At 65.1% G+C, this 21,967-nt stretch carries 18 protein-coding genes; 16 read left to right on the top strand and 2 right to left on the bottom strand.

What is annotated here, in order from left to right:
- Positions 1-20: 20 nt before the first annotated feature.
- Together K410_RS0114030 and zigA are read right to left on the bottom strand one after the other, a co-directional pair.
- Complete coding sequence (locus K410_RS0114030) at positions 21-1,346, bottom strand: Hsp70 family protein (protein WP_028135463.1); 1,326 nt, start codon at positions 1,344-1,346, stop codon at positions 21-23.
- A gap of 104 nt (positions 1,347-1,450) precedes the next feature.
- Positions 1,451-2,665 carry a zinc metallochaperone GTPase ZigA gene (gene zigA / locus K410_RS0114025; RefSeq protein ID WP_028135462.1) on the bottom strand — a complete coding sequence of 405 codons (1,215 nt, stop codon included), beginning with the start codon at positions 2,663-2,665 and terminating at the stop codon, positions 1,451-1,453.
- 254 nt (positions 2,666-2,919) lie between these two features.
- On the opposite strand from zigA, the gene K410_RS40370 reads away from it, so the two are divergent.
- The 16 genes from K410_RS40370 to K410_RS0113940 all read left to right on the top strand — a co-directional run bounded on the left by K410_RS40370 (position 2,920) and on the right by K410_RS0113940 (position 21,895).
- Positions 2,920-3,057, top strand: coding sequence for a hypothetical protein (locus K410_RS40370; protein ID WP_194388353.1), 138 nt, complete (start codon positions 2,920-2,922; stop codon positions 3,055-3,057).
- Positions 3,058-3,516: 459 nt separating this feature from the next.
- Positions 3,517-4,524 (top strand): Bug family tripartite tricarboxylate transporter substrate binding protein, encoded by a 1,008-nt coding sequence (locus tag K410_RS0114015; protein ID WP_028135461.1) that lies wholly within the window; start codon positions 3,517-3,519, stop codon positions 4,522-4,524.
- Positions 4,525-4,608: 84 nt separating this feature from the next.
- Positions 4,609-5,106: a tripartite tricarboxylate transporter TctB family protein gene (locus K410_RS0114010; RefSeq protein WP_028135460.1), complete on the top strand. Its 498-nt coding sequence runs from the start codon at positions 4,609-4,611 to the stop codon at positions 5,104-5,106.
- Between the two features lie 43 nt (positions 5,107-5,149).
- Positions 5,150-6,649 carry a tripartite tricarboxylate transporter permease gene (locus tag K410_RS0114005; RefSeq protein ID WP_028135459.1) on the top strand — a complete coding sequence of 500 codons (1,500 nt, stop codon included), beginning with the start codon at positions 5,150-5,152 and terminating at the stop codon, positions 6,647-6,649.
- Between the two features lie 410 nt (positions 6,650-7,059).
- On the top strand, positions 7,060-8,352 hold the full coding sequence (gene oxlT / locus K410_RS0114000) for an oxalate/formate MFS antiporter (protein WP_028135458.1): 1,293 nt from the start codon (positions 7,060-7,062) through the stop codon (positions 8,350-8,352).
- 252 nt (positions 8,353-8,604) lie between these two features.
- On the top strand, positions 8,605-9,927 hold the full coding sequence (gene oxlT / locus K410_RS0113995; RefSeq protein ID WP_028135457.1) for an oxalate/formate MFS antiporter: 1,323 nt from the start codon (positions 8,605-8,607) through the stop codon (positions 9,925-9,927).
- Positions 9,928-10,104: 177 nt separating this feature from the next.
- The gene (locus K410_RS0113990; RefSeq protein WP_028135456.1) at positions 10,105-10,533 is read left to right on the top strand and encodes a CBS domain-containing protein; all 429 of its coding nucleotides are present in this window, start codon (positions 10,105-10,107) and stop codon (positions 10,531-10,533) included.
- A 106-nt stretch (positions 10,534-10,639) separates the two neighbouring features.
- A complete protein-coding gene (locus K410_RS0113985; RefSeq protein ID WP_028135455.1) occupies positions 10,640-11,659 on the top strand; it encodes a 2-dehydropantoate 2-reductase in 1,020 nt (339 codons plus the stop codon).
- A complete protein-coding gene (locus K410_RS0113980; protein ID WP_049820039.1) occupies positions 11,659-12,444 on the top strand; it encodes a fumarylacetoacetate hydrolase family protein in 786 nt (261 codons plus the stop codon). Before K410_RS0113985 ends, K410_RS0113980 begins: the two co-directional genes overlap by 1 nt.
- Before the next feature lie 482 nt (positions 12,445-12,926).
- Positions 12,927-14,333: a hypothetical protein gene (locus K410_RS0113970; RefSeq protein ID WP_028135453.1), complete on the top strand. Its 1,407-nt coding sequence runs from the start codon at positions 12,927-12,929 to the stop codon at positions 14,331-14,333.
- A 183-nt stretch (positions 14,334-14,516) separates the two neighbouring features.
- A complete protein-coding gene (locus tag K410_RS0113965) occupies positions 14,517-14,717 on the top strand; it encodes a hypothetical protein (RefSeq protein WP_049820038.1) in 201 nt (66 codons plus the stop codon).
- A 58-nt stretch (positions 14,718-14,775) separates the two neighbouring features.
- Entirely contained in the window at positions 14,776-15,426 is a 651-nt protein-coding gene (locus K410_RS0113960) for a hypothetical protein (RefSeq protein ID WP_028135451.1), read from the top strand.
- A 322-nt stretch (positions 15,427-15,748) separates the two neighbouring features.
- Complete coding sequence (locus tag K410_RS0113955; protein ID WP_028135450.1) at positions 15,749-16,744, top strand: NAD(P)H-dependent flavin oxidoreductase; 996 nt, start codon at positions 15,749-15,751, stop codon at positions 16,742-16,744.
- A 25-nt stretch (positions 16,745-16,769) separates the two neighbouring features.
- Positions 16,770-17,741 (top strand): zinc-binding dehydrogenase, encoded by a 972-nt coding sequence (locus K410_RS0113950; RefSeq protein ID WP_028135449.1) that lies wholly within the window; start codon positions 16,770-16,772, stop codon positions 17,739-17,741.
- A 209-nt stretch (positions 17,742-17,950) separates the two neighbouring features.
- Positions 17,951-19,324 carry a cation-efflux pump gene (locus K410_RS0113945; protein WP_028135448.1) on the top strand — a complete coding sequence of 458 codons (1,374 nt, stop codon included), beginning with the start codon at positions 17,951-17,953 and terminating at the stop codon, positions 19,322-19,324.
- A 240-nt stretch (positions 19,325-19,564) separates the two neighbouring features.
- Complete coding sequence (locus K410_RS0113940) at positions 19,565-21,895, top strand: PAS domain-containing sensor histidine kinase (RefSeq protein ID WP_028135447.1); 2,331 nt, start codon at positions 19,565-19,567, stop codon at positions 21,893-21,895.
- Positions 21,896-21,967 lie beyond the last annotated feature (72 nt).

The raw sequence follows: 21,967 nt of genomic DNA, 5'->3' as shown, positions 1-21,967 counted from the left end.
GGGACGCTGCGCGCCGCCTGCTACGCCTTCGCAGCCAGCCCGCCGCCTGCGGTCCAGCGATCTGGATCCGGACTGTGCCCGATCAGCGCAAGCCCGTAGGCGATCGACTCGAACTGGTCGCCCGACATCAGCCGCTCGTTGCCGAAGCGTTCGGCGAACAGCTTTCGCACGGCCGGCACGAACGAGCTGCCGCCGGTCAGGAAGACCTTCTCGATCTCGCGCGCGGCGATGCCGGCTTCGGCCAGCACCTTGTCGACGGTGGCACCTAACCGGGCGATGTCGTCGGCAATCCAGGATTCGAAATTCTTCCGCGTGATGGCCGCGCCGATGTCGACGCCGCCGCCTTTGAAACGGAAGTCGACCTCGTCCTGGGCCGACAGCGCGACCTTGGCATCGGACACCGCGCGGTACAGCGCAAAGCCGAGGTCGAGATCGACGATGGTGATGAAGTCCTCGAGCAGCTCAGGCTTGAGCGCGGTGCGCTGGAGCTCCCGGAGCTCGCGCAGGTCGCCGTTGCTCTTCATCATCGCCAGCTGATGCCAGCGCGCCAGATTGGTGTAGTGGCCACTCGGGATCGGCAGCACCTTGTCGAAGGAGCGGAAGCTGGAGCCTTTGCCGAGCCGCGGCGAAACCACGTGGTCGACGATCCGGTAATCGAACGTGTCGCCGGCGATCCCGATGCCGGCATGGCCGAGTGGCTCGGCACGAAGGACACCGCCTTTGCGCGAGAAGCGCATCACGGAGAAATCGCTGGTGCCGCCGCCGAAATCCGCAACCAGCACGGTGGCATCGCGCTCCAGCCTGCGGGCAAACGAGAACGCCGCCCCCACGGGCTCGTAGACATAGCGGGCATGGCCGGCGCCCAGGCGCTCGAACGCGGCGCGGTAGCGCTGCATCGCCAGCGCCTCGTCGGGATTGCCGCCGGCAAAGCGCACCGGGCGGCCGACCGTGACGGTCGAGGTCTCGAAGCCGAGCTTCTCGCCGCCATGGCGCGCCAATGTCCGCAGGAACGCCGCCAGAATGTCCTCGAACTTGAAGCGCTGTCGGAACACCTGCGTGGTGTTGAAGCTGCTGCTCGCCGCAAAGGTCTTGAACGACTGCAGGAAGCGGTAGACGTGACGGCCTTCGAGGAACGTCTCGATCGCCCACGGGCCGCCCTCGGCCTGTGCGCCGGCGCCGGGCCGGTCCTCCCAGAAGCACAGCGCCGACACGTAGACGCTGTGGCGCTGTCCGCCGTGGTCGAACCGGATGGCCTCGACCCGGCGATCGTCCGCCGCAAGCGCGACGACCGTATTGCTGGTTCCAAAATCGATGCCGATCGAGACGGCGGTCGAGGCGCTCGACATGAACCACTCTGAACAGATGCCTGGAAAGGGGGCAGAGCACTAACGGCTTTGCCCTGCCCTTGCAAGACCTGGTCCGGCCCCGTCCTCTCGGCGAGACTCTGCTATCACGCCGCTGAGTCGGACTGATCGCCTCGACGCCAGGCCGGGAACGGATCGGCGAGCACGGACCATGCGGCGATGTCCATGCTGGACGTATCGGGGACGAGACATGCATCCAGCCTGCGGCGGATCTCGGCTTCGTCCATGCCGGTGCCGATGAACACGATCTCCTGGCGGCGATCGCCGTACACCTGGTCCCAATACTGGCCGAGGCGCTTGCGCCAGCCTTCGTCGTTCGGCCACCGCTCCTTTGGAACGCTCGCCCACCAGAACCCCAGCGCTTCGGTCCGCACGATCGCTCCCGCCTGGCTGATCTCGCCCAGCCATTGCGGCCGCGTCGCCAGCCAGAAATGTCCCTTCGCCCGGATCACGCCCGGCCAGGACTGCTTGACGAACGCGTCGAACTTCGACGGATCGAACGGGCGACGGGCGCGGTAGACGAAGTTCTCGACGCCATATGCCTGCGTCTCGGGCACGTGGTCGGCGAAACCATAGAGCTCCTTGTACCAGAGCGGATGCTGCTGGGCCTTCTCGAAGTCGAAGCGGCCGGTATCGAGCACGCGGTCGAACGGCACGCGGCCGTGATTGGCCTCGATGATGTCGGCTTCGGGATTCAGCGACCGGATGATCTGCCGCGCCGCCTCGCGCTGTTGGGGCGAGGCATCGTCCACCTTGTTGAGGACGATCACGTCGGCAAACTCGATCTGCTCCACGAGGAGGTCGACCAGCGTCCGCCTGTCGCCGTCCAGAGCCTCGCCACGATCGCCGAGGAACTCGGTCGAGGAATAGTCCTTCAGCAGGTTGGCGGCGTCGACCACCGTCACCATCGTGTCCAGGCGAGCCACGTCGGAGAGGCTTTCGCCCTCCTCCGAGCGGAAATCGAACGTCGCTGCGACCGGGAGCGGCTCGGAAATGCCGGTCGATTCGATCAGCAGATAGTCGAAGCGGCCGCTTTCGGCGAGCCCACGCACCTCCCTCAGGAGATCGTCCCGCAGGGTGCAGCAGATGCAGCCATTGGTCATCTCCACCAGCTTCTCGTCAGTCCGCGAGAGGCTGGCACCACCATCGCGGACCAGGTCCGCATCGATGTTCACCTCGCTCATGTCGTTCACGATCACCGCCACTTTCAGCCCGTGCCGGTTGTTCAGGACGTGATTGAGCAAAGTGGTCTTTCCAGCCCCGAGGAAGCCGGACAAGACGGTGACGGGCAGTTTGGGCATGGAGGTCGAACAGCCTTTTGAGTGGGATGGGTCGGGCACGGTGAGACACGGCGATCCATTATGTTATGTTATAACATAACATTCTTGGTTCGGCAGAACGTGTCAAGGGGCCTATCCCGGCTCACCGGCTATGCTGCAATGCGAAGGAACGAATGCTGCTATGCAAACAAATGCGTGGACGCTGGCATTTGGTATACATAATCTGCCTTTGGAGATGAGACAGCAGGATTGGCTGTCTCCAGAAAGGATTTCCGATGTCCAAGACCGCTTCCGTCGCTCTCGCCCCGTCCGCCTCGCTGTTCGCCCGCCTGATGGCTGCGATCGATAGTTTTCTGATGGCAAGCGCCGAGATCTCGAACCATAACGGCGATCTGCCGCGTTTCGGCCTGTAACGGCCGGCGCCCGCCCCGTCCAACGGCGGGATGGCAGCCTCCGCAGACACGAAATCTGATCAAATGGCCCCGCATGCCGGGGCCATTTTCTGTTCGCGCCGCCTCCCGCGGCCGCGCCCCAGCTGCGACAATTAGTCCACTGCGTGACGCCCCGAGCCGATTGTTTGTCTACTGGCATCTCGCATACCATGCATTCAATCAATCCAAAACAATTGCACAATCCAGGGTAGCAGGCGGAGGACGCAACGCAGCGGAGGTACGGCCCAGGCACAGATCTGCCGCGCCCTGGCCAAGCCTTAGCCGAAAGGACCGGATGCCGCGCGTTGTCCCCGCTCATAGAATTTCGATTGGGACTTGGGAGATCAACCGCTAGGTTGCCCCCGGGCACATGACTTGAGATGGGCTGACGCAAGCCGACAAAGAGCGGCTGCGGTGAGGGTTCGACAGGGAGAGAAACAGATGAAGCCACTCGTTCTGAATGTCGCTGTGGCGGCAATCGCGATGTCATGCGCCAGCAGCACGGCAAGCCGTGCAGCCTGGGAGCCGGTCCGCCCGGTCGAGTTCATCGTGCCCGCGGGCACCGGCGGCGGCGCCGATCAGATGGCGCGCACCATCCAGGGCATCGTCACCAAGCACAATCTGATGAAGCAGCCGCTGGTCGTCATCAACAAGGCCGGCGGCGCCGGCGGTGAAGGCTTCCTAGACGTAAAAACGTCGGCGAACAATCCGCACAAGATCATCATCACGCTGTCGAACCTGTTCACGACGCCGCTGGCGACGGGGATTCCTTTCAACTGGAAGGATCTGACGCCGGTGGCCATGCTTGCGCTCGACGAGTTCGTGCTCTGGGTCAATGCCGAGAAGCCGTACGCCACCGTCAAGGATTACGTCGATGCGGCGAAAAAGGCGCCCGGCGGCTCGTTCAAGATGGGCGGCACAGGATCGAAGCAGGAAGACCAGATCATCACGGTCGGCATCGAGAAGGCGATCGACGCCAAGTTCACCTACATCCCCTATAAGGGCGGCGGCGAAGTCGCGGTGCAGCTGGTGGGAAATCACATCGATTCGACCGTCAACAATCCGATCGAGGCGGTCGCGCAATGGCGCGGCGGCAAGCTGCGCCCGCTCTGCGTCTTCGACGGCCAGCCGATGGCCTATGACGAGCCGATCGCCGACGGCAAGGCCTGGAAGGATATTCCGACCTGCAAGTCGCAGGGCCTTGCGATGGAATATCTCATGCTGCGCGGCGTGTTCATGGCGCCCAAGGCCACCAAGGACCAGGTCGAATATTACGTCGAGCTGTTCAAGAAGGTCCGCGCCACGCCGGAATGGCAGGAGTTCATGAAGAGCGGCGCCTTCAACACGACCTTCCTGGCGGGCGCCGACTATGCCAAGTGGGTCGAGGCGGAGGAGAAGCGCCACGAAACCCTGATGAAGGAAGCCGGCTTCCTCGCAACCGCGAACTGATCCGCGATATCGACGACGGCTGAGGGCGCCGATCGCCCTCGCGCGGCCGTGGCCGCGACAGACTGCGATTCTGCTGGAGGTCCCATGACTGAGCGATCCGGATCCGCATCTGGCCCGGCACACAAGACGCTGGAAATCGGCATGGCGCTGCTGATCGGCGTGTTCGGCCTGATCGTGATCTTCGGCAGCCTGAAGGCCGGCATCAACTGGGGCGCGGAAGGCCCGCGTGCCGGCTTCTTCCCCTTCTATATCGGTGCCGCCATCGTCGGCGCGAGCGCCATTAACCTCTGGCACGCGCAACGCGACGACGACGGCCGGTTGTTCGCCGAATGGGGACAGCTGCGCCAGGTCATGAGCGTCGTCGTGCCGACCGCGATCTATGTCGGCTCGATGCCGTTCATCGGCCTCTACGTCGCCTCCATGGTCTTCATCGCCTGGTTCATGCGCTGGCTCGGCAATTATCGCTGGGTGACGACCATCGCGATCGCGGTCGGCATGCCGGTCCTGACCTATCTCGTTTTCGAGCGCTGGTTCCTGGTCCCGCTTCCCAAGGGTCCGTTCGAGGAATGGCTCGGCCTGTAAGAGCCGAGCCGTCATTTCCGTCACTGCTGCAGGACGTATCGATATGGAAGAGTTGGCCAATCTGTTTCACGGCTTCGCGGTCGCCCTGCAGCCCTACAACATCATGCTGATGATCATCGGCATCACGCTCGGGGTCATCATCGGCGTGCTGCCGGGGCTGGGGGGCGCCAACGGCGTCGCGATCCTGCTTCCCCTCACCTTCAGCATGCCGCCGACATCGGCGATCATCATGCTGTCCTGCATCTATTGGGGCGCATTGTTTGGCGGCGCCATCACCTCGATCCTGTTCAACATACCCGGCGAGCCCTGGTCGGTGGCGACCACCTTCGACGGCTATCCGATGGCGCAGCAGGGCAAGCCCGGCGAAGCCCTGACGGCCGCCTTCACCTCCTCCTTCGTGGGCGCGCTGTTTGCCGTCATTATGATCACGCTGGTTGCGCCGCTGGTCGCGGGCTTCGCGCTCAGATTCGGGCCAGCGGAGAAGTTCGCGGTGTATTTCCTCGCCTTCTGCAGCTTCGTCGGCCTCAGCAAGGAGCCGCCGTTCAAGACCATCGCGGCGATGATGATGGGCTTTGCGCTCGCGGCGGTCGGCCTCGATTCCATCACGGGACAATTGCGGCTGACCTTCGGCGTCACCGAGCTGCTCAACGGCTTCGACTTCCTGATCGCCGTGATCGGCCTGTTCGGCATCGGCGAGATCCTGCTGACCATGGAGGAAGGGCTGGCGTTTCGCGGCGGCAAGGCCAGCATCAATCTCAGGGTCGTGCTGCAGACCTGGCGGGAATTGCCCGGCTATTGGATGACCTCGCTGCGCTCCTGCCTGATCGGATGCTGGATGGGCGTCACGCCCGCCGGCGCGACGCCGGCCTCGTTCATGAGCTACGGCATCGCCAAGCGCCTGGCGCGGCGCGGCAACAATTTCGGCAAGGGCGAGATCGAGGGCGTGATCGCGCCCGAGACGGCCGCGCATGCCGCGGGCACCGCAGCGCTGCTGCCGATGCTGTCGCTCGGCGTGCCCGGCTCCCCGACCGCCGCCGTCCTGCTCGGCGGATTGCTGATCTGGGGCCTGCAGCCCGGCCCCATGCTGTTCGTCGAGCAGAAAGAGTTCGTTTGGGGCCTGATCGCCTCGATGTATCTCGGCAATCTCGCCGGCCTCATCGTCGTGCTCACCTGCGTGCCGGTCTTCGCCGCGATCCTCCGCGTGCCCTTCGGCATCATCGCGCCGCTCATCCTGGTGCTCTGTGCGATCGGCGCCTATTCGGTGCACAACAGCACCTTCGACGTGATGCTGATGCTGGTGTTCGGCGTGCTCGGCTATCTCTTGAAGAAGTGCAACTATCCGCTCGCACCGCTGGTGCTCGCCATCGTGCTCGGCGACAAGGCGGAGGAAGCCTTCCGGCAATCGCTGCTGGGATCGCAGGGATCGCTCGGCATCTTCTTCTCCAACGGCCTCGTCAGCACGATCATGGCGCTCGGCCTGGTCGCCCTGTTCTGGTCCGCGATCCAGGAAGGCTACAGCCGGCTGCGCACCTCGATGGCCTGAGGCGCCGCGAGCCGGCGCCAGCGCACTGCTTCCCTCGCCAAATTGCCGCAGGCCGGACTTCTGGAATATAGAATTCCACGATATTGGGTGGTCTCTTCGCCCATCGTGCGCTGGCGGCACGCGTGCGGCTGCGTGGAGAATCCCCAACGGACAGGCGTTCGACGGCGTGACCGCAGCTTCGCCGCAACGCTGAAAATGTCATTTATATCAATAATTTGCATTCATGAACGCGCGCGGCCGCCGCACGCTGCCAACAATTCGGGCTTTACAATCCGGCGCTCTTGACGCATGTGAACAGGGCCGCGTTATTTTGCCGCACCTCCCCGTCCTCAGCTTGAATGTTGGCATAATGAATACCAGGATGCCCGCCAGCGCATGCATAAAAATGAGCGCATTCGGGAGGGTTTTTAATGACGGATATGGTGCAGTCGGCAGCAGCGGCTCCTGGTGCCGCCCGTGTGAGCGATGCCTATCGTTGGGCGCAATTGGCCATCGGCGTCGGCGCGATGGTGATGATCGCCAACTATCAATACGGCTGGACGTTCTTCGTCCCTGACATCCAGAAGAAGTTCGGCTGGGATCGCGCCTCGATCCAATGGGCCTTCACCCTGTTCGTGCTGTTCGAGACCTGGCTGGTGCCGATCGAGGGATGGTTCGTCGACAAATACGGTCCGCGAATCGTCGTGCTGGTCGGCGGCGTGCTCTGCGCCATCGGCTGGGCGATCAACGCGCAGGCGACCTCGCTCAACGGCTATTATCTCGGCATGATCATCGCGGGCATCGGCGCCGGCGGCGTCTACGGCACCTGCGTCGGCAATGCGCTGAAGTGGTTCCCGGACAAGCGCGGTCTTGCCGCGGGCATCACCGCCGCGGGCTTCGGTGCAGGCTCCGCGCTCACGGTCGCGCCGATCCAGGCCATGATCAAGGACAGCGGTTTCCAGACCACCTTCCTCTATTTCGGTCTGGGCCAGGGCATCATCATCTGCATCCTCGCCTTCTTCCTGCTGTCGCCGAAAGCGGGCCAGGTGCCGAACGTGGTGCCGAACGCCAATCTGCTGCAGACCCGGCGCAACTACCAGCCGACCGAGGTCTTGCGTCAGCCGATCTTCTGGCTGATGTACTTCATGTTCGTGATCGTCGGTGCCGGCGGCCTGATGGTGACGGCCAATCTGAAGCCGATCGCGGCCGACTGGAAGGTCGACAACGTGCCGGTCACGCTGATGGCGGTGACGATGACGGCGGTGACGTTCGCGGCCACGATCGACCGCGTGCTCAACGGCCTGACGCGTCCGTTCTTCGGCTGGATTTCCGACATGATCGGCCGCGAGAACACGATGTTCATCGCTTTCGGCATGGAAGGCTTCGGCATCTGGATGCTCTACCTCTGGGGCCACGATCCGATCTGGTTCGTGCTGCTCTCCGGCTTCGTGTTCTTTGCCTGGGGTGAGATCTACTCGCTGTTCCCCTCGACTTGCACCGACACGTTCGGCGCCAAGTTCGCGACCACCAATGCCGGCCTGCTCTACACCGCCAAGGGCACCGCCGCGCTGCTGGTGCCGATCGCAAACTACATGCAGCAATCGTCGGGCACCTGGGACAGCGTGTTCATCATCGCAGCCGGCGCCAACATCCTGGCCTCGCTGCTGGCGATCGCGGTGCTCAAGCCCTGGCGCAAGGTCGTGGTCGCGAACTCGACCGTCTGACCCGCCCCCAAAAGCTCCTCATCGAGCAGACGCCCGGCCTCGCGGCCGGGCGTTTTCGTTTGCTGGGAAGCTCAGAGGGATCGCGGCTGGAACTCAGGCCATGCCGAAGTCGTACAAGTTAGGGCTTGCAATCTGGAATATTGCATACCAATCTCCGGTTAGCGCCCTGCGACGATAAGCCACAATATTTGCGACATCAGGTCGTCTTGCAATCCTGCATCGCAATCAATCGGGCGCGTTGGGAGGTTCTAGATGATTTCCAGCTCGGACGGCGCCGTCACGGCTGCGCCTCTTCGCACCGGCTTCCGCTGGCTCCAGCTCGGCATGGGCATCGTTTGCATGGCGATGATCGCCAATCTGCAATATGGCTGGACGCTGTTCGTCGATCCGATCGATGCGGCCCATCATTGGGGACGCGCCGCGATCCAGCTCGCTTTCACCATCTTCGTCGTCACCGAGACCTGGCTGGTGCCGGTCGAAGCCTGGTTCGTGGACAAATACGGCCCGCGCATCGTCGTCATGTTCGGCGGCGTGATGATCGCGCTGTCCTGGATCCTCAACTCCTGGGCCGATTCCCTCACCCTGCTCTACGCAGCCGCGATCATCGGCGGCATGGGTGCAGGCGCGGTGTACGGCACCTGCGTCGGCAACGCGCTGAAATGGTTTCCGGACCGCCGCGGCCTCGCGGCCGGCGCCACCGCTGCTGGCTTCGGCGCCGGCGCCGCGCTCACCATCGTGCCGATCGCGAGCATGATCGCATCGAGCGGCTATCAGCACGCTTTCCTCTCCTTCGGCATCGGCCAGGGCGTGATCGTGTTCGTGCTCGCCTTCTTCATCCAGCCGCCGCGGCTGTCGATCCCGCCGAAGAAGAAGCAGCTCAATCTGCCGCAGACCAGGATCGACTTCACGCCGCCGCAGGTGCTGCGCATCCCTGTTTTCTGGGTGATGTATCTCGTCTTCGTCATGGTCGCCTCGGGCGGCCTGATGACGGCGGCGCAGATCGCCCCGATCGCGCACGACTTCAAGATCGCCGACACGCCGGTCACGCTCGCCGGCTTCCAGATGGCGGCCCTGACCTTCGCGATCTCGCTCGACCGCATCCTGGACGGTTTCGGCCGCCCGTTCTTCGGCTTCGTCTCCGACACGATCGGCCGCGAGCACACCATGTTCATCGCTTTCGGCACCGCCGCGTTGATGCTCCTGACGCTGTCGGCCTACGGCCAGATCCCGTCGGTCTTCGTGCTGGCGACCGCGATCTACTTCGGCGTGTTCGGCGAGATCTACTCGCTGTTCCCCGCGACTTGCGGCGACACCTTCGGCTCGACATTCGCGACCACCAACAACGGCATGCTCTACACCGCGAAGGGCACCGCCTCCCTGCTCGTCCCGCTCGCCAGCGTGATCTCGGCGGCCTATGGCTGGAAGGCCGTGTTCGTGGTCGCGGTGGCCCTGAACGCGACGGCGGCGCTGATGGCGCTATTCGTGATCAAGCCGCTGCGCCGCGCCTTCATCCTCGGCAACGAAGCCGAGAGCACCCCGGCGGCGACCGGCAGCGCCAAGACCGAGACGGCGTAACCGCCACACGTGTTTGCTCGACAAGACAGGGGCGCAGTGCGGCGCCCCTTTCTATTTGTCGCGGCGACAAACGTCAGGATCGCTGTCGCAAGATTTTTCGGACCGGCCAAATCCCGCGCTTGACGATTGGCATTATGTATACCACACTTCTCGCAACACTCACCCAGGGAGGTTGCAATGCTGGTCGGAGACATTCTGCGCAAGAAGACGCCGCGCGTTGTCACGGTGCGAATGAACGAGACGGTGGGTATCGCCGCCAAGCTGATGCGCGCCAACAACATCAGCGCGCTGGTGGTCAAGGACGTGGTCCGCTCGGAAGGAAACACCGCGGTCGGCATGTTCACCGAGCGCGACGTGGTGCGCGCCGTCGCCGAGCACGGCGCGAACGCCGTCAACGTCAAGGTCTCGCAGCTCGTCTCGGTACAGCAGCTGGTATCCTGCAGCTCGAGCGACACGATCGAGCACGTCCGGCATCGGATGAACCGGCACCACATCCGCCACTTGCCTGTCATCGACGATTACAGCCTCGTCTCCGTCATCAGCATGCGCGACATCGCCGCCGCCGTCGACGAGGCCCTCAACGGCACGCCGCAAGCGGCCGCCTGAACGACGCACATTTCCCCTGCGACTGCCGGCCCCGGCTCGGATCCTTCCGAGCCGGACCGGAACTTTCGTCCCAAATTCCGGCTTCTGCTCTCCCCGCGAGGAATTCATGAAGATCTGCATCTACGGCGCCGGCGCGATCGGCGGCTATCTCGGGGTTCAGCTCGCGCGGGCAGGGGCCGACGTCAGCCTCATCGCACGCGGCGCGCACCTTGCCGCAATGCGCGAGCGCGGCCTGACGCTGCTGGCGGGCGAGGAGAAGCACGTCGTGCATCCGCGCTGCTCCGACGATCCGACCGAGCTCGGCGTGCAGGACTACATTATCATTACGCTGAAGGCGCATTCGATCACCGGCGTGATCGAGACGATGCAGCCGCTGCTCGGCCCCCACACCCGCATCGTCACCGCGGTCAACGGCATCCCCTATTGGTATTTCTACAGGCACGGCGGTCAGTACGAGAACGCGACGCTGGAGAGCATCGACCCCGGCGGGCGGCAGTGGCGCGAGCTGGGCGCCGAGCGCTCTATCGGCTGCATCGTCTATCCCGCCACCGAGATCGAGGCGCCCGGCGTGATCCGCCACGTCTACGGCAACAATTTCCCGCTCGGCGAGCCCTCCGGCGAGATCACCGATGACGTGCAGCGGCTCGCCGATCTGTTCGTCGCCGCCGGGCTGAAGGCCCCGGTGCTCGACCGTATCCGCGACGAGATCTGGCTGAAGCTCTGGGGCAATGTCTGCTTCAACCCGATCAGCGCGCTCACGCACGCGACGCTCGACGTGATCTGCACCGACCCCTCCACGCGTGCGCTGTCGCGCGCGATCATGATGGAGACCCAAGCGATCGCTGAGACCTTCGGGGTCAAATTCCGCGTCGACGTCGAGCGCCGCATCGAGGGCGCCCGCAAGGTCGGTGCGCACAAGACCTCGATGCTCCAGGACCTCGAGCGCGGCCGCCCGATGGAGATCGATCCGCTCGTCACCGTCGTGCAGGAGATGGGTCGCCTCACCGGCATCCCGACGCCCGCGCTCGACTCGGTGCTGGCGATGGTGACCCAGCGCGCCCGCATTGCCGGCCTCTATGACGGCGTCTCGGCGCCGGCGGATCCGCGCGCATTGGCGGTGGCGTGATGGCCGGCGAGAGCAAGAGGTGGCTGCGCTTCCGCCACGCCGGCACGACCGGCTTCGGCATGCTGACCCCGTCAGGCATCAGCGTGCATGAGGGCGAGATGTTCGGCCGCAACGCCGCCACGGCTAAGACGCTGGCGCTGTCGGAGGTCGAGCTGCTCGCGCCATGCGCCCCCAGCAAGATCGTCGCGCTCTGGAATAATTTTCACGCGCTCGCCGCCAAGCTGAACCAGCCCGAGCCGCCGGAGCCACTCTATCTGCTCAAGGCCACCACCAGCATCACGACGCCGGGCGCCGTGATCCGCCGGCCCTCTTACTACGACGGCAAGACCACCTATGAGGGCGAGCTCGGCATCGTCATCGGCAGGACCTGCGCCCGCGTCTCGCCTGACGAAGCCGACAGCTTCGTCTTCGGCTACACCTGCGTCAACGACATCACCGCCAACGACATCCTGACCAGCGATCCCACCTTCCCGCAATGGGCCCGCGCCAAGGGCATCGACGATTACGGTCCGTTCGGTCCCGTTATCGCCACCGGCCTCGATCCGGCCAAGCTCACGGTCCGCACCATCCTCAACGGCGCGGAGCGGCAGAATTACCCGATCTCCGACATGATCTTCTCGGCGCAGGAGCTGGTCAGCAGGATCTCACACGACATGACCCTGCTTCCCGGCGATCTCATCGCCGTCGGCACCTCGGTCGGCGTCGGCGTGATGAAGGAGCAGTTGAACACGGTGACCGTCGCGATCGACGGCATCGGCGAGCTCACCAACGAGTTTCGGCTGTAGCCAGTCTTTGGCAGGCGCGCTCGCGAACCACGCGCTGTCCTTGCTGCAGCGCGGCAAAATTGATCCTGCGCAAATCACACCGTCGCGGCCGCCACTATCCTTACCGGTAGAAGACCGAGTTCTGATGCAAGGGAGGATGCCATGACGACTGCCGGTAATGCCCTTCTGTGGACGGCTCTGTACTTTGCCCTCGCGTTCGCTGCGATCTTCGTCGTCTGGTTCGCCGACAAGATACGCTCGAGCTTCCTAGGGAAATAAGGCGCGCCGATTCGGGTCGGCGACTGCCGCGACAGCCAGGTCCAATCCAGGGATTTCCCACTTCCGGAAGTCCCTACAGCCTTTCATTGTCCCAGGGCCATCGGCTTGATGCGGCCAGTTGGGGATTGTGCCTCCACGCGCAGCCGACGCCCCGCCGGCCCCTTGCGCCCAGTTCCGCTGTTGGCAATCATGGCGGAAATGTGTGCCGGCGTGAGGAATTCACGATGTGGCTGTTTTTCCTGGTTGCCTGGTTCGGCCTGCTGGCCGTCGCCGCGATCTTCGCCCAGCAGGCGTTCGGATACGACGTCAGTCAGCTGCCCGCCTGGTTCGCCAGCCTGCCCACGCCGCAGCGCGTCGCAGCCGGCGCGATCGCCGCGCTGGCGCTGACGCTGATCGGCGCTTCCGTCTGGCGGCTGTCGCGCCAGGACCGGCGCCTCGACACCCTGCGCGAGCGCCTCAAGAAGACCCGCGAGGACGTCGTCGTCGCCCACGCCCTGCAAAGCCACCTCGACGCCACGGTCCAGCACCTGATCGAGAGCGATCCGCGGGAGGCGGTCTCCGCGCTCCACGACAAGCTCGGCGAGACCGAGCAGCGCGCGCTGCTGCAGCAGGGCCGCAACGAGTCCGCCGACATGCACGACCAGCTCGCCGAGATCCGCCGTCGCCAGCAGCATCTGCGCGAGATGGTCGGCAAGGTGGCCGAGCAGCGCCGTGCGGTCGAGCCCGTCTTCACCGAGATCCGCGACCGCCAGAACCAGCTCGAACGCTCGCTGCACGACCTCGAAACCGACGACCGCAGGAACAACCTCGCCGACCGGCAGAGGGACATCGCGCGCGACGTCTCGGCGTTGCTGGGGCGGGTGAACGCGGTCCAGGACACCTTTGCGACCCTGACTCAATTCCGGGAGGATCTGGCGAAATCCCACGCCGAGCTGGCGCCGCTGCGGTCCCCGGACACCGGCATCAACGCCCTGATCGGCGAGCTCAGTCTCAGCCATGATCGTCTCGCCAAGACCATCGACGAACTCGAAACCAGCGGCGAGACGCCGCTTGCCGCGCGTGTCGAGACACTATCGAAGGGCAAGATCGAGATCGAGCAGCGCCTCGCCCGCATCGACGACAGCTTCAACATTCTCAAGAACATTAGGCTCGACTTCGAGGAGCTCGGCCAACGCCGGGGCCAGATCGAGCGCGCGCTCGCCGAGGCCGAGACGGACGCCGACGGCACATCCCTCGCAGACCGCCAGAACGCGCTGAACGAATTCGTGCTCCAGTCGCGCCAGCGCCTCGGCGCCTTGCAGGAGACGCTGGCGACGCTGAACGCCTTCAAGACGGAGCTGTCGAAGGCGCAAGCCGACCTCGTTCCGCTCAAGGCGCCGGTATTCGGCATCGAGTCCATGATCGCAGAGGTCGGGGCCATCCGCGATCTCCTCGCCAGGACCGTCGGCGAGATCGAGGCGAACGCCGGAGTGACCCTCGCATCGCGCGTCGACGCGCTCACCAAGAGCAAGCGCGAGGTCGAAGACCGCCTCGCGCGCGTGTTCGACAATTTCAACGCGCTCGATGCGCTGCGCAAGGACATCGGCGGCATCTTCGCGACGATCAGGAATAATCTGAACCGGATCGGGTGAGGCGTTGCCTGGAAACCTGCACCGCGCCGTACGAAACATCCGAACAAATCACATCTGCGCGCGTCAGACATAAGCCGCCAACATGTCCCGCGTGCGCCGCAACTTGGACGCATTCGGCCGCCCTTCTGTAAGGCGTGTCTGGGGGCACGGCATGGCCGTGTTTGGGCCAAACCTTCTAGGGGTATCACTGTGAAGAAGATTGTAATTGCTCTGGGTGCCACGCTTGCTCTGGTGACGGCCGCGAACGCTGCGGACCTGCCGCGCCGCCAGCCCGTGCCGGTCTATTCTGAGCAGGCGCCGATCGGAAAGATGCCGATTGGCAAGAGCCCGGTTGGAAAGGCTCCGATCGGCAAGGCACCCGGCCCGGTCGCGGCGCGCTACTGACGCGCCGGCGCGATGCGCGCAAGACCAGCATAAGCGGCCGGCAGTCGAGGGGCACAGCGTGACGAACAAACCTGATCGATCGGGATCCTGCATTCTTGCCGGGCTCGCGCTCGCGGCGATGATCGCGTGCCTGATGCCCGCGGCTTCGGCGCACGAAGCGAACAAGCGCGTTGGCGATGCCAATGCGCTTGCCACGACCGACTCCACGTCGCGGCCGGCGCCGCAATCGACGCGGCGCTCCGTCGCGCGCGTGGAGAAAGGTCCTTACTACGTCGACTTCCGTGCCCGCACGGCCGCGAGCTGGGGTCATGCCTTCGTCTGGTACGGCAAGACCAGCGAGAAGGCGGTCGAGGTCGCAGGCCTCACGCCCGCCGGCGACACGCTGGCCTACGTGCTCGGCCACATCACCTTCGTGCCGTCCGAGACCGGCGCCAGCTACGGCGATCTCGATCCGGAATATCTGACCGCAAGCTATCGCGTCTATCTGAACGAGGCCGACGCCAAGCGCGTGTTCGCCTATATCAAGAAACTGCAGGCGAGCTCGCCGGTGTGGAACGCCGAGACCGTCAACTGCACCGGCTTCATCGGCGACATCGCCGAGTTCATGGGCCTCGAGGTCCCCAACCGCTGGCAACGCCCGGAAAACTTCGTCAACCGCCTCAAGGAAATGAACGGCGGCCGCCAGATGGTGCGGCTGTCGGCGCAGTAGGCGAAGTCCGGCAGCGGGCCATTACCTTGCTACAGACTACTTGTCAGTGCCCCGGACGCAGTGCCGCGGCGGATGCGTAGGTCCCGGCTCGGCGCCGCAACGTGAAGAACGTTGCAGCGCGTCCGGGACACGAGCTCGAGTGGCGTCGTCACATACGATCGTTGCGCCCAAATTATCCGCCTCGCGGAATCTTCTCATCCCCCGCATGCCACACCCCGCCTGAACTGCACGCCCCGCTGATAGACTTTTCCCACCCCGGGCGGCATCCTTGCAGCATCAACCGACAACAGAGCCTGCGGGCCATCCCAGGGGGAAACAGACGATGCTGCAGACACGGTTCACCAAACTCGTCGGGGTCGAGCACCCGATCGTCCAGGGCGGCATGCAATGGGTCGGCCGCGCCGAGCTGGTCGCCGCCGTCGCCAATGCCGGCGCGCTCGGCTTCATCACGGCGCTGACCCAGCCGACGCCGGAGGATCTCGCCAAGGAGATCGCGCGCTGCCGCGACCTCACCGACAAGCCATTCGGCGTCAACCTCACCATTCTGCCCGCGATCAAGCCGCCGCCCTACGCCGAATACCGCGCCGCCATCATTGAGGCCGGCATCAAGGTGGTCGAGACCGCCGGCAACAAGCCGCAGGAGCATGTCGACGAGTTCAGGAAGCATGGCGTCAAGGTCGTGCACAAATGCACCAGCGTGCGCCACGCGCTCTCGGCCGAGCGCATGGGTGTCGACGCCATCTCGATCGACGGCTTCGAATGCGCCGGCCATCCCGGCGAGGACGACACGCCCGGCCTGATCCTGATCCCGGCCGCCGCCAACAAGGTCAAGATCCCGATGATCGCCTCGGGCGGCTTTGCCGATGCCCGCGGCCTCGTCGCGGCACTGGCGCTGGGCGCCGACGGCATCAACATGGGCACCCGCTTCATGGCGACCAAGGAGAGCCCGATCCACCAGCTCATCAAGGAGAAGATCGTCGCCAATGACGAACGCGAGACCGAGCTGATCTTCCGCACCATGCGCAACACCTCGCGCGTCGCCAAGAACGCGATATCGACCAAGGTGGTCGCGATGGAGAAGGAAGGCGCCAAGTTCGAGGACATCCGCGAGCTCGTCGCGGGCGCCCGCGGCAAGATGGTCTACGCCACGGGCAATTCCGACGAAGGCATCTGGTCGGCCGGCCAGGTCCAGGGCCTGATTCAGGACATCCCGAGCTGCGCCGAGCTCGTCTCCCGCATCGTGCGCGAGGCAGAAGCGATCATTCGCGGCCGGCTGGAGGGAATGATCGTTGAGCCGCAACGCGAGGCGGCCGAATAGTCACCGCAAGAGGCAAGAGCAATTCATGAAGGCTTATGTCTACGGCCCTGACGGCGCTCGGATTTCCGACGTCGCTCAACCCAAGCCCAAGGGCACGCAGGTGCTCGTCAAGGTCCGCGCTTGCGGGCTCAACCGGGCCGACACCGGCATGCGCAGGGGTCACGCCCATGGCGCGGCTGGCGGTGTCGGCACCGTGCTCGGCATGGAATGGGCCGGCGAGGTCGCCGAGCTCGGGCCCAATGCGAAGGGCGTCAAGATCGGCGACCGCGTCATGGGCTCGGGCAGCGCCGCCTTCGCCGAATACACGCTGGCCGATCACGGCCGGCTGTTCCACGCGCCCTCGAACATGAATTTCGAGGAGGCTGCCACGCTTCCGGTGGCCCTCGCGACCATGCACAACGCCGTCGTCACCGTCGGCGGCGTGCAGCCGGGCCAGAGCGTGCTGATCCAGGGTGCGAGCTCCGGCGTCGGCCTGATGGCAATGCAGATCGCCAGGCTCAAGGACGCCAAGCTCGTGATCGGCTCCTCCACCGATGCCACCCGCCGTGGCCGGCTGAAGGAGTACGGCGCCGATCTCGCAGTCGACAGCTCCGATCCCAAATGGGTCGACGAGGTCCTGAAGGCGACGGGCGGCGAAGGCGTCGACCTGATCGTCGACCAGGTCTCGGGTAAGGTCGCCAATCAGAACCTCGCCGCGACCAAGGTGAAGGGCCGCATCGTCAATGTCGGCCGGCTCGGCGGCACCCATGCCGATTTCAACTTCGACCTGCATGCGGCGCGCCGGATCGACTATGTCGGCGTCACCTTCCGCACCCGCACCATCGAGGAGGTCCGCGAGATTTTCGAGGAGGTCCGCAAGGACATCTGGGGCGCGGTGGAGTCGCGAAAGCTGCAGCTGCCGATCGACAAGGTGTTCGCATTCGCCGACATCGACCAGGCGTTCGAGCACATGGAGGCGAACAGGCATCTCGGGAAGATCGTGGTCGCGGTGCCGTAGCCGTCGATCCAGCGTCGGTCTCGTAAGGTGGGCAAAGGCGCATTTGCGCCGTGCCCACCACCTCTCTCGGTCGCGAAGGATACGTGGGCACGCTTTGCTCTGCCCACTCTACAGGGCGGTGCACGAGTTAGATCGCTCCTGCAACTCACTTGCGACTACTTCTGTGGATCGCCGCTTGATGTTCACCCCCGCCCTGCTAAATCCCCGCCATGACCTCCCAGCACAACAAGACCTCGGTCGCCGCGATCTCGATCTTCGCCAGCGGCGGCATGGCGGTGGCCAAGTTCGCGGTCGGGATCGCGATCGGCTCGCTCGCGCTGATCTCCGAGGCCCTGCACTCCTCGATCGACCTGGTCGCGACCATCATCACCTGGGCGGTGGTGCGGGTGTCCGACAAGCCCGCGGACGAGGAGCACCATTACGGCCACGGCAAGCTGGAGAGCATCTCGGCGCTGGGTGTCACCGCCCTGCTCTACGTGCTCGCCGGCGGCATCCTGGTCGAGGCCTATAGCCGGCTCAGCGAGGGAACCCCGCCGCCGACCATTTCGGCCGTGCCCTTCGTCGTGCTGGTGATCGACATCATCGTCAATCTCTGGCGCGCCCGCGCCCTGCACCGCGCCGCGCGCGAGACGCGGAGCCAGGCGCTGGCCGCCGACGCACTGCATTTCGCCTCCGACGTGATGGGCTCGTTCGCCGTGATCGTAGGCCTGATCCTCGCCGGCCTCGGCTTCTGGTGGGGCGACGCCGCGGCGGCCGCTGCGGTCGCGGTGATGATCGCGGCGCTCGGCCTGCGCATGGCGGGCTCGACGGTGCAGACGCTGGTCGACCGCGCTCCCGAGGGCGCGCAGGAGAAGGCCACGGCCGCTATCCGCAGCGTGCCGGGAGTGATCGACGTCGAGCGCTTGCGCGTGCGCATGGTCGGGGCGACCACCTTCATCGACACCATTGCAAAGGTGCCGAGAACCTATCCGATCGACCGGGTCGAGGAGATCAAGCGCAAGGCACATGCCGCCGTCGACCAGGCGTTCGGGGATGCCGACCTTTCCTTCACCCCCGTCCCTGTCGCGCGCGACAACGAGACCGTGCGCGACCGCATCATGGTGATCGCGCGCAATTCGGGGCTCGCGGTCCACCATGTCACGGTGCACGATCTCGGCGCCAAGCTGATCGTCAGCATCGACCTCGAGGTCGATGGCGGGATGCACTTGGAGGCCGCCCACGAGATCGCCAACACGCTGGAGCGCAACATCCAGGAGGAGTTCGGCGAGGACGTCGAGGTCGACGTCCATATCGAGCCATTGGAACCGGAACTTCCGTTCGGGGTCGACGCCACGCCCGAGAGGGTGCGGACGATCGCCGCCGCGCTGGCGGAATTTGCCGGCGGCGGCGAGATCCACGACATCCACAATGTCCGGGTCCGCAACACCGATGCGGGCGAGATCGTCAACTTCCACTGCCGCGCGACACCGTCGATGAGCGTGACCAAGGTGCACGAGCATGTCGACGCGATCGAGCGCGCGCTGCGGCGCGCGTTCCCGAGCGTGAAGCGCGTGATCAGTCACGCCGAACCGCCGCGCGCGTGACGAGGCAAACGAGACGAACAATGCGCGAAGAGTCACACGTTCTCGTTTCGGACTCCTTCCGCCCGTGACTTTGCGGACGCGCGGCGCACAAACTGCGCATTGGATAAGAATAATTTCGCGTTAACGATTCGTTGACTCTCGACAGCCCGCGAAAACTGGATTCAAATCGCTGTGATTCGGAAGCGATGTGGGGCTGCTTCCGGACTTCAGTTGCAAGCTGGTTTTCAGGGGGCCGAAGGCATGTCGCGTGCAGACGCCGCGAACGCGTGCGTCCAATCCGATTCGATCAAGGGATTGGCGCAATCGATCGCGAAACCTGCCTACCATCGGCTCTTGATCGCTGAGCCGGCGCTTCGTCGCGCCGTGCCGACGCTCATCATCGCCTTCCTGATCACGATCTGCCTCGGCGCGTTCGTCCAGGTGGTCGACCAGACTCGTCAGAAGCGGCTGGTGATCCGCCATGACATCTCGGCGCTCGCCGATTTGCTGGCCGACCGCATCGACCGCCTCACCTCGGTGCGGCAGGAGCGTCTCAAGAACATCGACGGCCTGCCCACGCTGCTGCCGGACCTGATCCCGTCCTGGGGCATGGCCTCGGGCCGCCACGTCATCGTCACCTCGGCCGGGATCGACCGCCGCGTCCTCGCCCGCGTCCCGGTCGACAGCGATCCTTCCGGCAACGACCGTCTGCTCGATGCCATCACGACGGCACAATTGCTCGCGGCGCCGACCCGCGACGGCAACATCTCCGACATGACGCTGCCGAGCGGCAATGCCGCGATGGCGACCTCGCGGCAGATCAAGTCGCTGCCCGGCTTCGTCACCGTGATCCAGGAGCGCAACGAGCCGATCTGGGGCTCGGACGCCGCGCTCTCGGTGACGCTGTCGGCGACCACGGGATTCGTCGTCCTGATCCTCGGCTTCGCCTTCCACTGGCAGTCCACCCGCGCCCGCGAGGGCGACCTCATCAACGACGCCGTGCGCGGCCGCATCGACACCGCGCTCAACCGCGGCCGCTGCGGCCTCTGGGACTGGGACCTGTCGCGCGGCCGGATCTTCTGGTCGCAATCGATGTTCTCGATGCTCGGCCTCGACGGCCGCCACGAGCTGCTCACTTTCGGCGAGGTCAACGCGCTGGTGAAGTCCGACGACATCGACCTGTTCGCGATCGCCGACCAGCTCATCTCGGAGAAGATCGACCACATCGACCAGACCTTCCGCATGCAGCACGTCGACGGCCACTGGATCTGGCTCCGCGTCCGCTGCGAGAAGACCCGCGGCGCGACCGATTCCAGCGTCCACCTGATCGGCATCGCCGTCGACATTACCGAGCAGAAGAGCCTCGCCGAAAGGACGGTGGAAGCCGACCTTCGCCTGCGCGACGCCATCGAGACGATTCCGGAAGCCTTCGTGCTGTGGGATGCGAGCGACCGCCTCGTGCTCTGCAACTCGCACTTCCAGCGCCTGCACAAGCTGCCCGAGACCGCCGTCATCCCCGGCACCTCCTACGAGACCGTGCTCGAGGTCGGCCGCATGCCGGAGGTGCGGACCCGCCACAACGAGACCGTCGCCCAAGGCCCGGGCGCGCGCACCTTCGAGGCGCAGCTCGACGACGGCAGCTGGCTCCACATCAGCGAGCGCCGCACCAAGGACGGCGGCTACGTCTCGGTCGGCACCGACATCACCCGCATCAAGGAGCACGAGCAGAAGCTGGTCGACAACGATCTGCGTCTGCGCGCCACCGTTATCGACCTGAAGCGTTCGCAGGCGGCGCTGGAGCGCCAGGCCGTCGAGCTCGCCGATCTCGCCGAGAAGTACCAGCGCGAGAAGACCCGCGCCGAGGAAGCCAACCAGACCAAGTCGAAATTCCTCGCCAATATGAGCCACGAGCTGCGCACGCCGCTCAACGCCATCATCGGCTTCTCCGAGATCATGGGCTCGGGCATGTTCGGCGCGCTCGGCAGCGAGAAGTACCAGGAATATTGCCAGGACATCCTGACCAGCGGCCATTATCTGCTCGAGGTCATCAACGACATCCTCGACATGTCCAAGATCGAGGCCGGCCGCATGAAGCTCGACCTGGAACAGCTCGACCTGTCGCGAACCCTGGCGGAATCCCTGCGGGTCGTCACCGGCCGGGCCCAGGACAAGCACATCACGCTCGACGCCGACATCGAAAAATCCATCTCCGTCGTCGCCGACCGCCGCGCCACCAAGCAGATCATCGTCAACCTGCTCTCCAATGCGGTGAAGTTCACGCCCGACGGCGGGCGCGTCGTGGTGCGCAGCCGGCAGCTCGAGGACCGGATCGTGCTGATGATCGCCGACACCGGCATCGGCATCGCACCGCATTCGCTGGCACGGCTCGGCCGCCCGTTCGAGCAGGTGGAGAGCCAGCTCACCAAGACCTATCACGGCTCGGGCCTCGGCCTCGCCATCGCCCGCTCGCTGGCGCAGCTCCACGGCGGCTCGATGCGGCTGCGCTCCAAGATCGAGGTCGGCACCGTCGTCCGCGTCACCCTGCCGCGCGACGCGATCAAGGCGGCGTCGGGGATATCGGCCGCGGCTTAACGCACGGCGGGACGCTCGCCTGCGGCCATCCTTCGAGACGCCCGCCTCCGGCGGGCCCTCAGGATGAGGTCT

Source organism: Bradyrhizobium sp. 22 (assembly GCF_000482425.1).
In the GTDB taxonomy this organism is placed as follows: Bacteria; Pseudomonadota; Alphaproteobacteria; order Rhizobiales; family Xanthobacteraceae; genus Bradyrhizobium; species Bradyrhizobium japonicum_B.
This window is presented reverse-complemented; position numbering and strand designations above follow the sequence as displayed.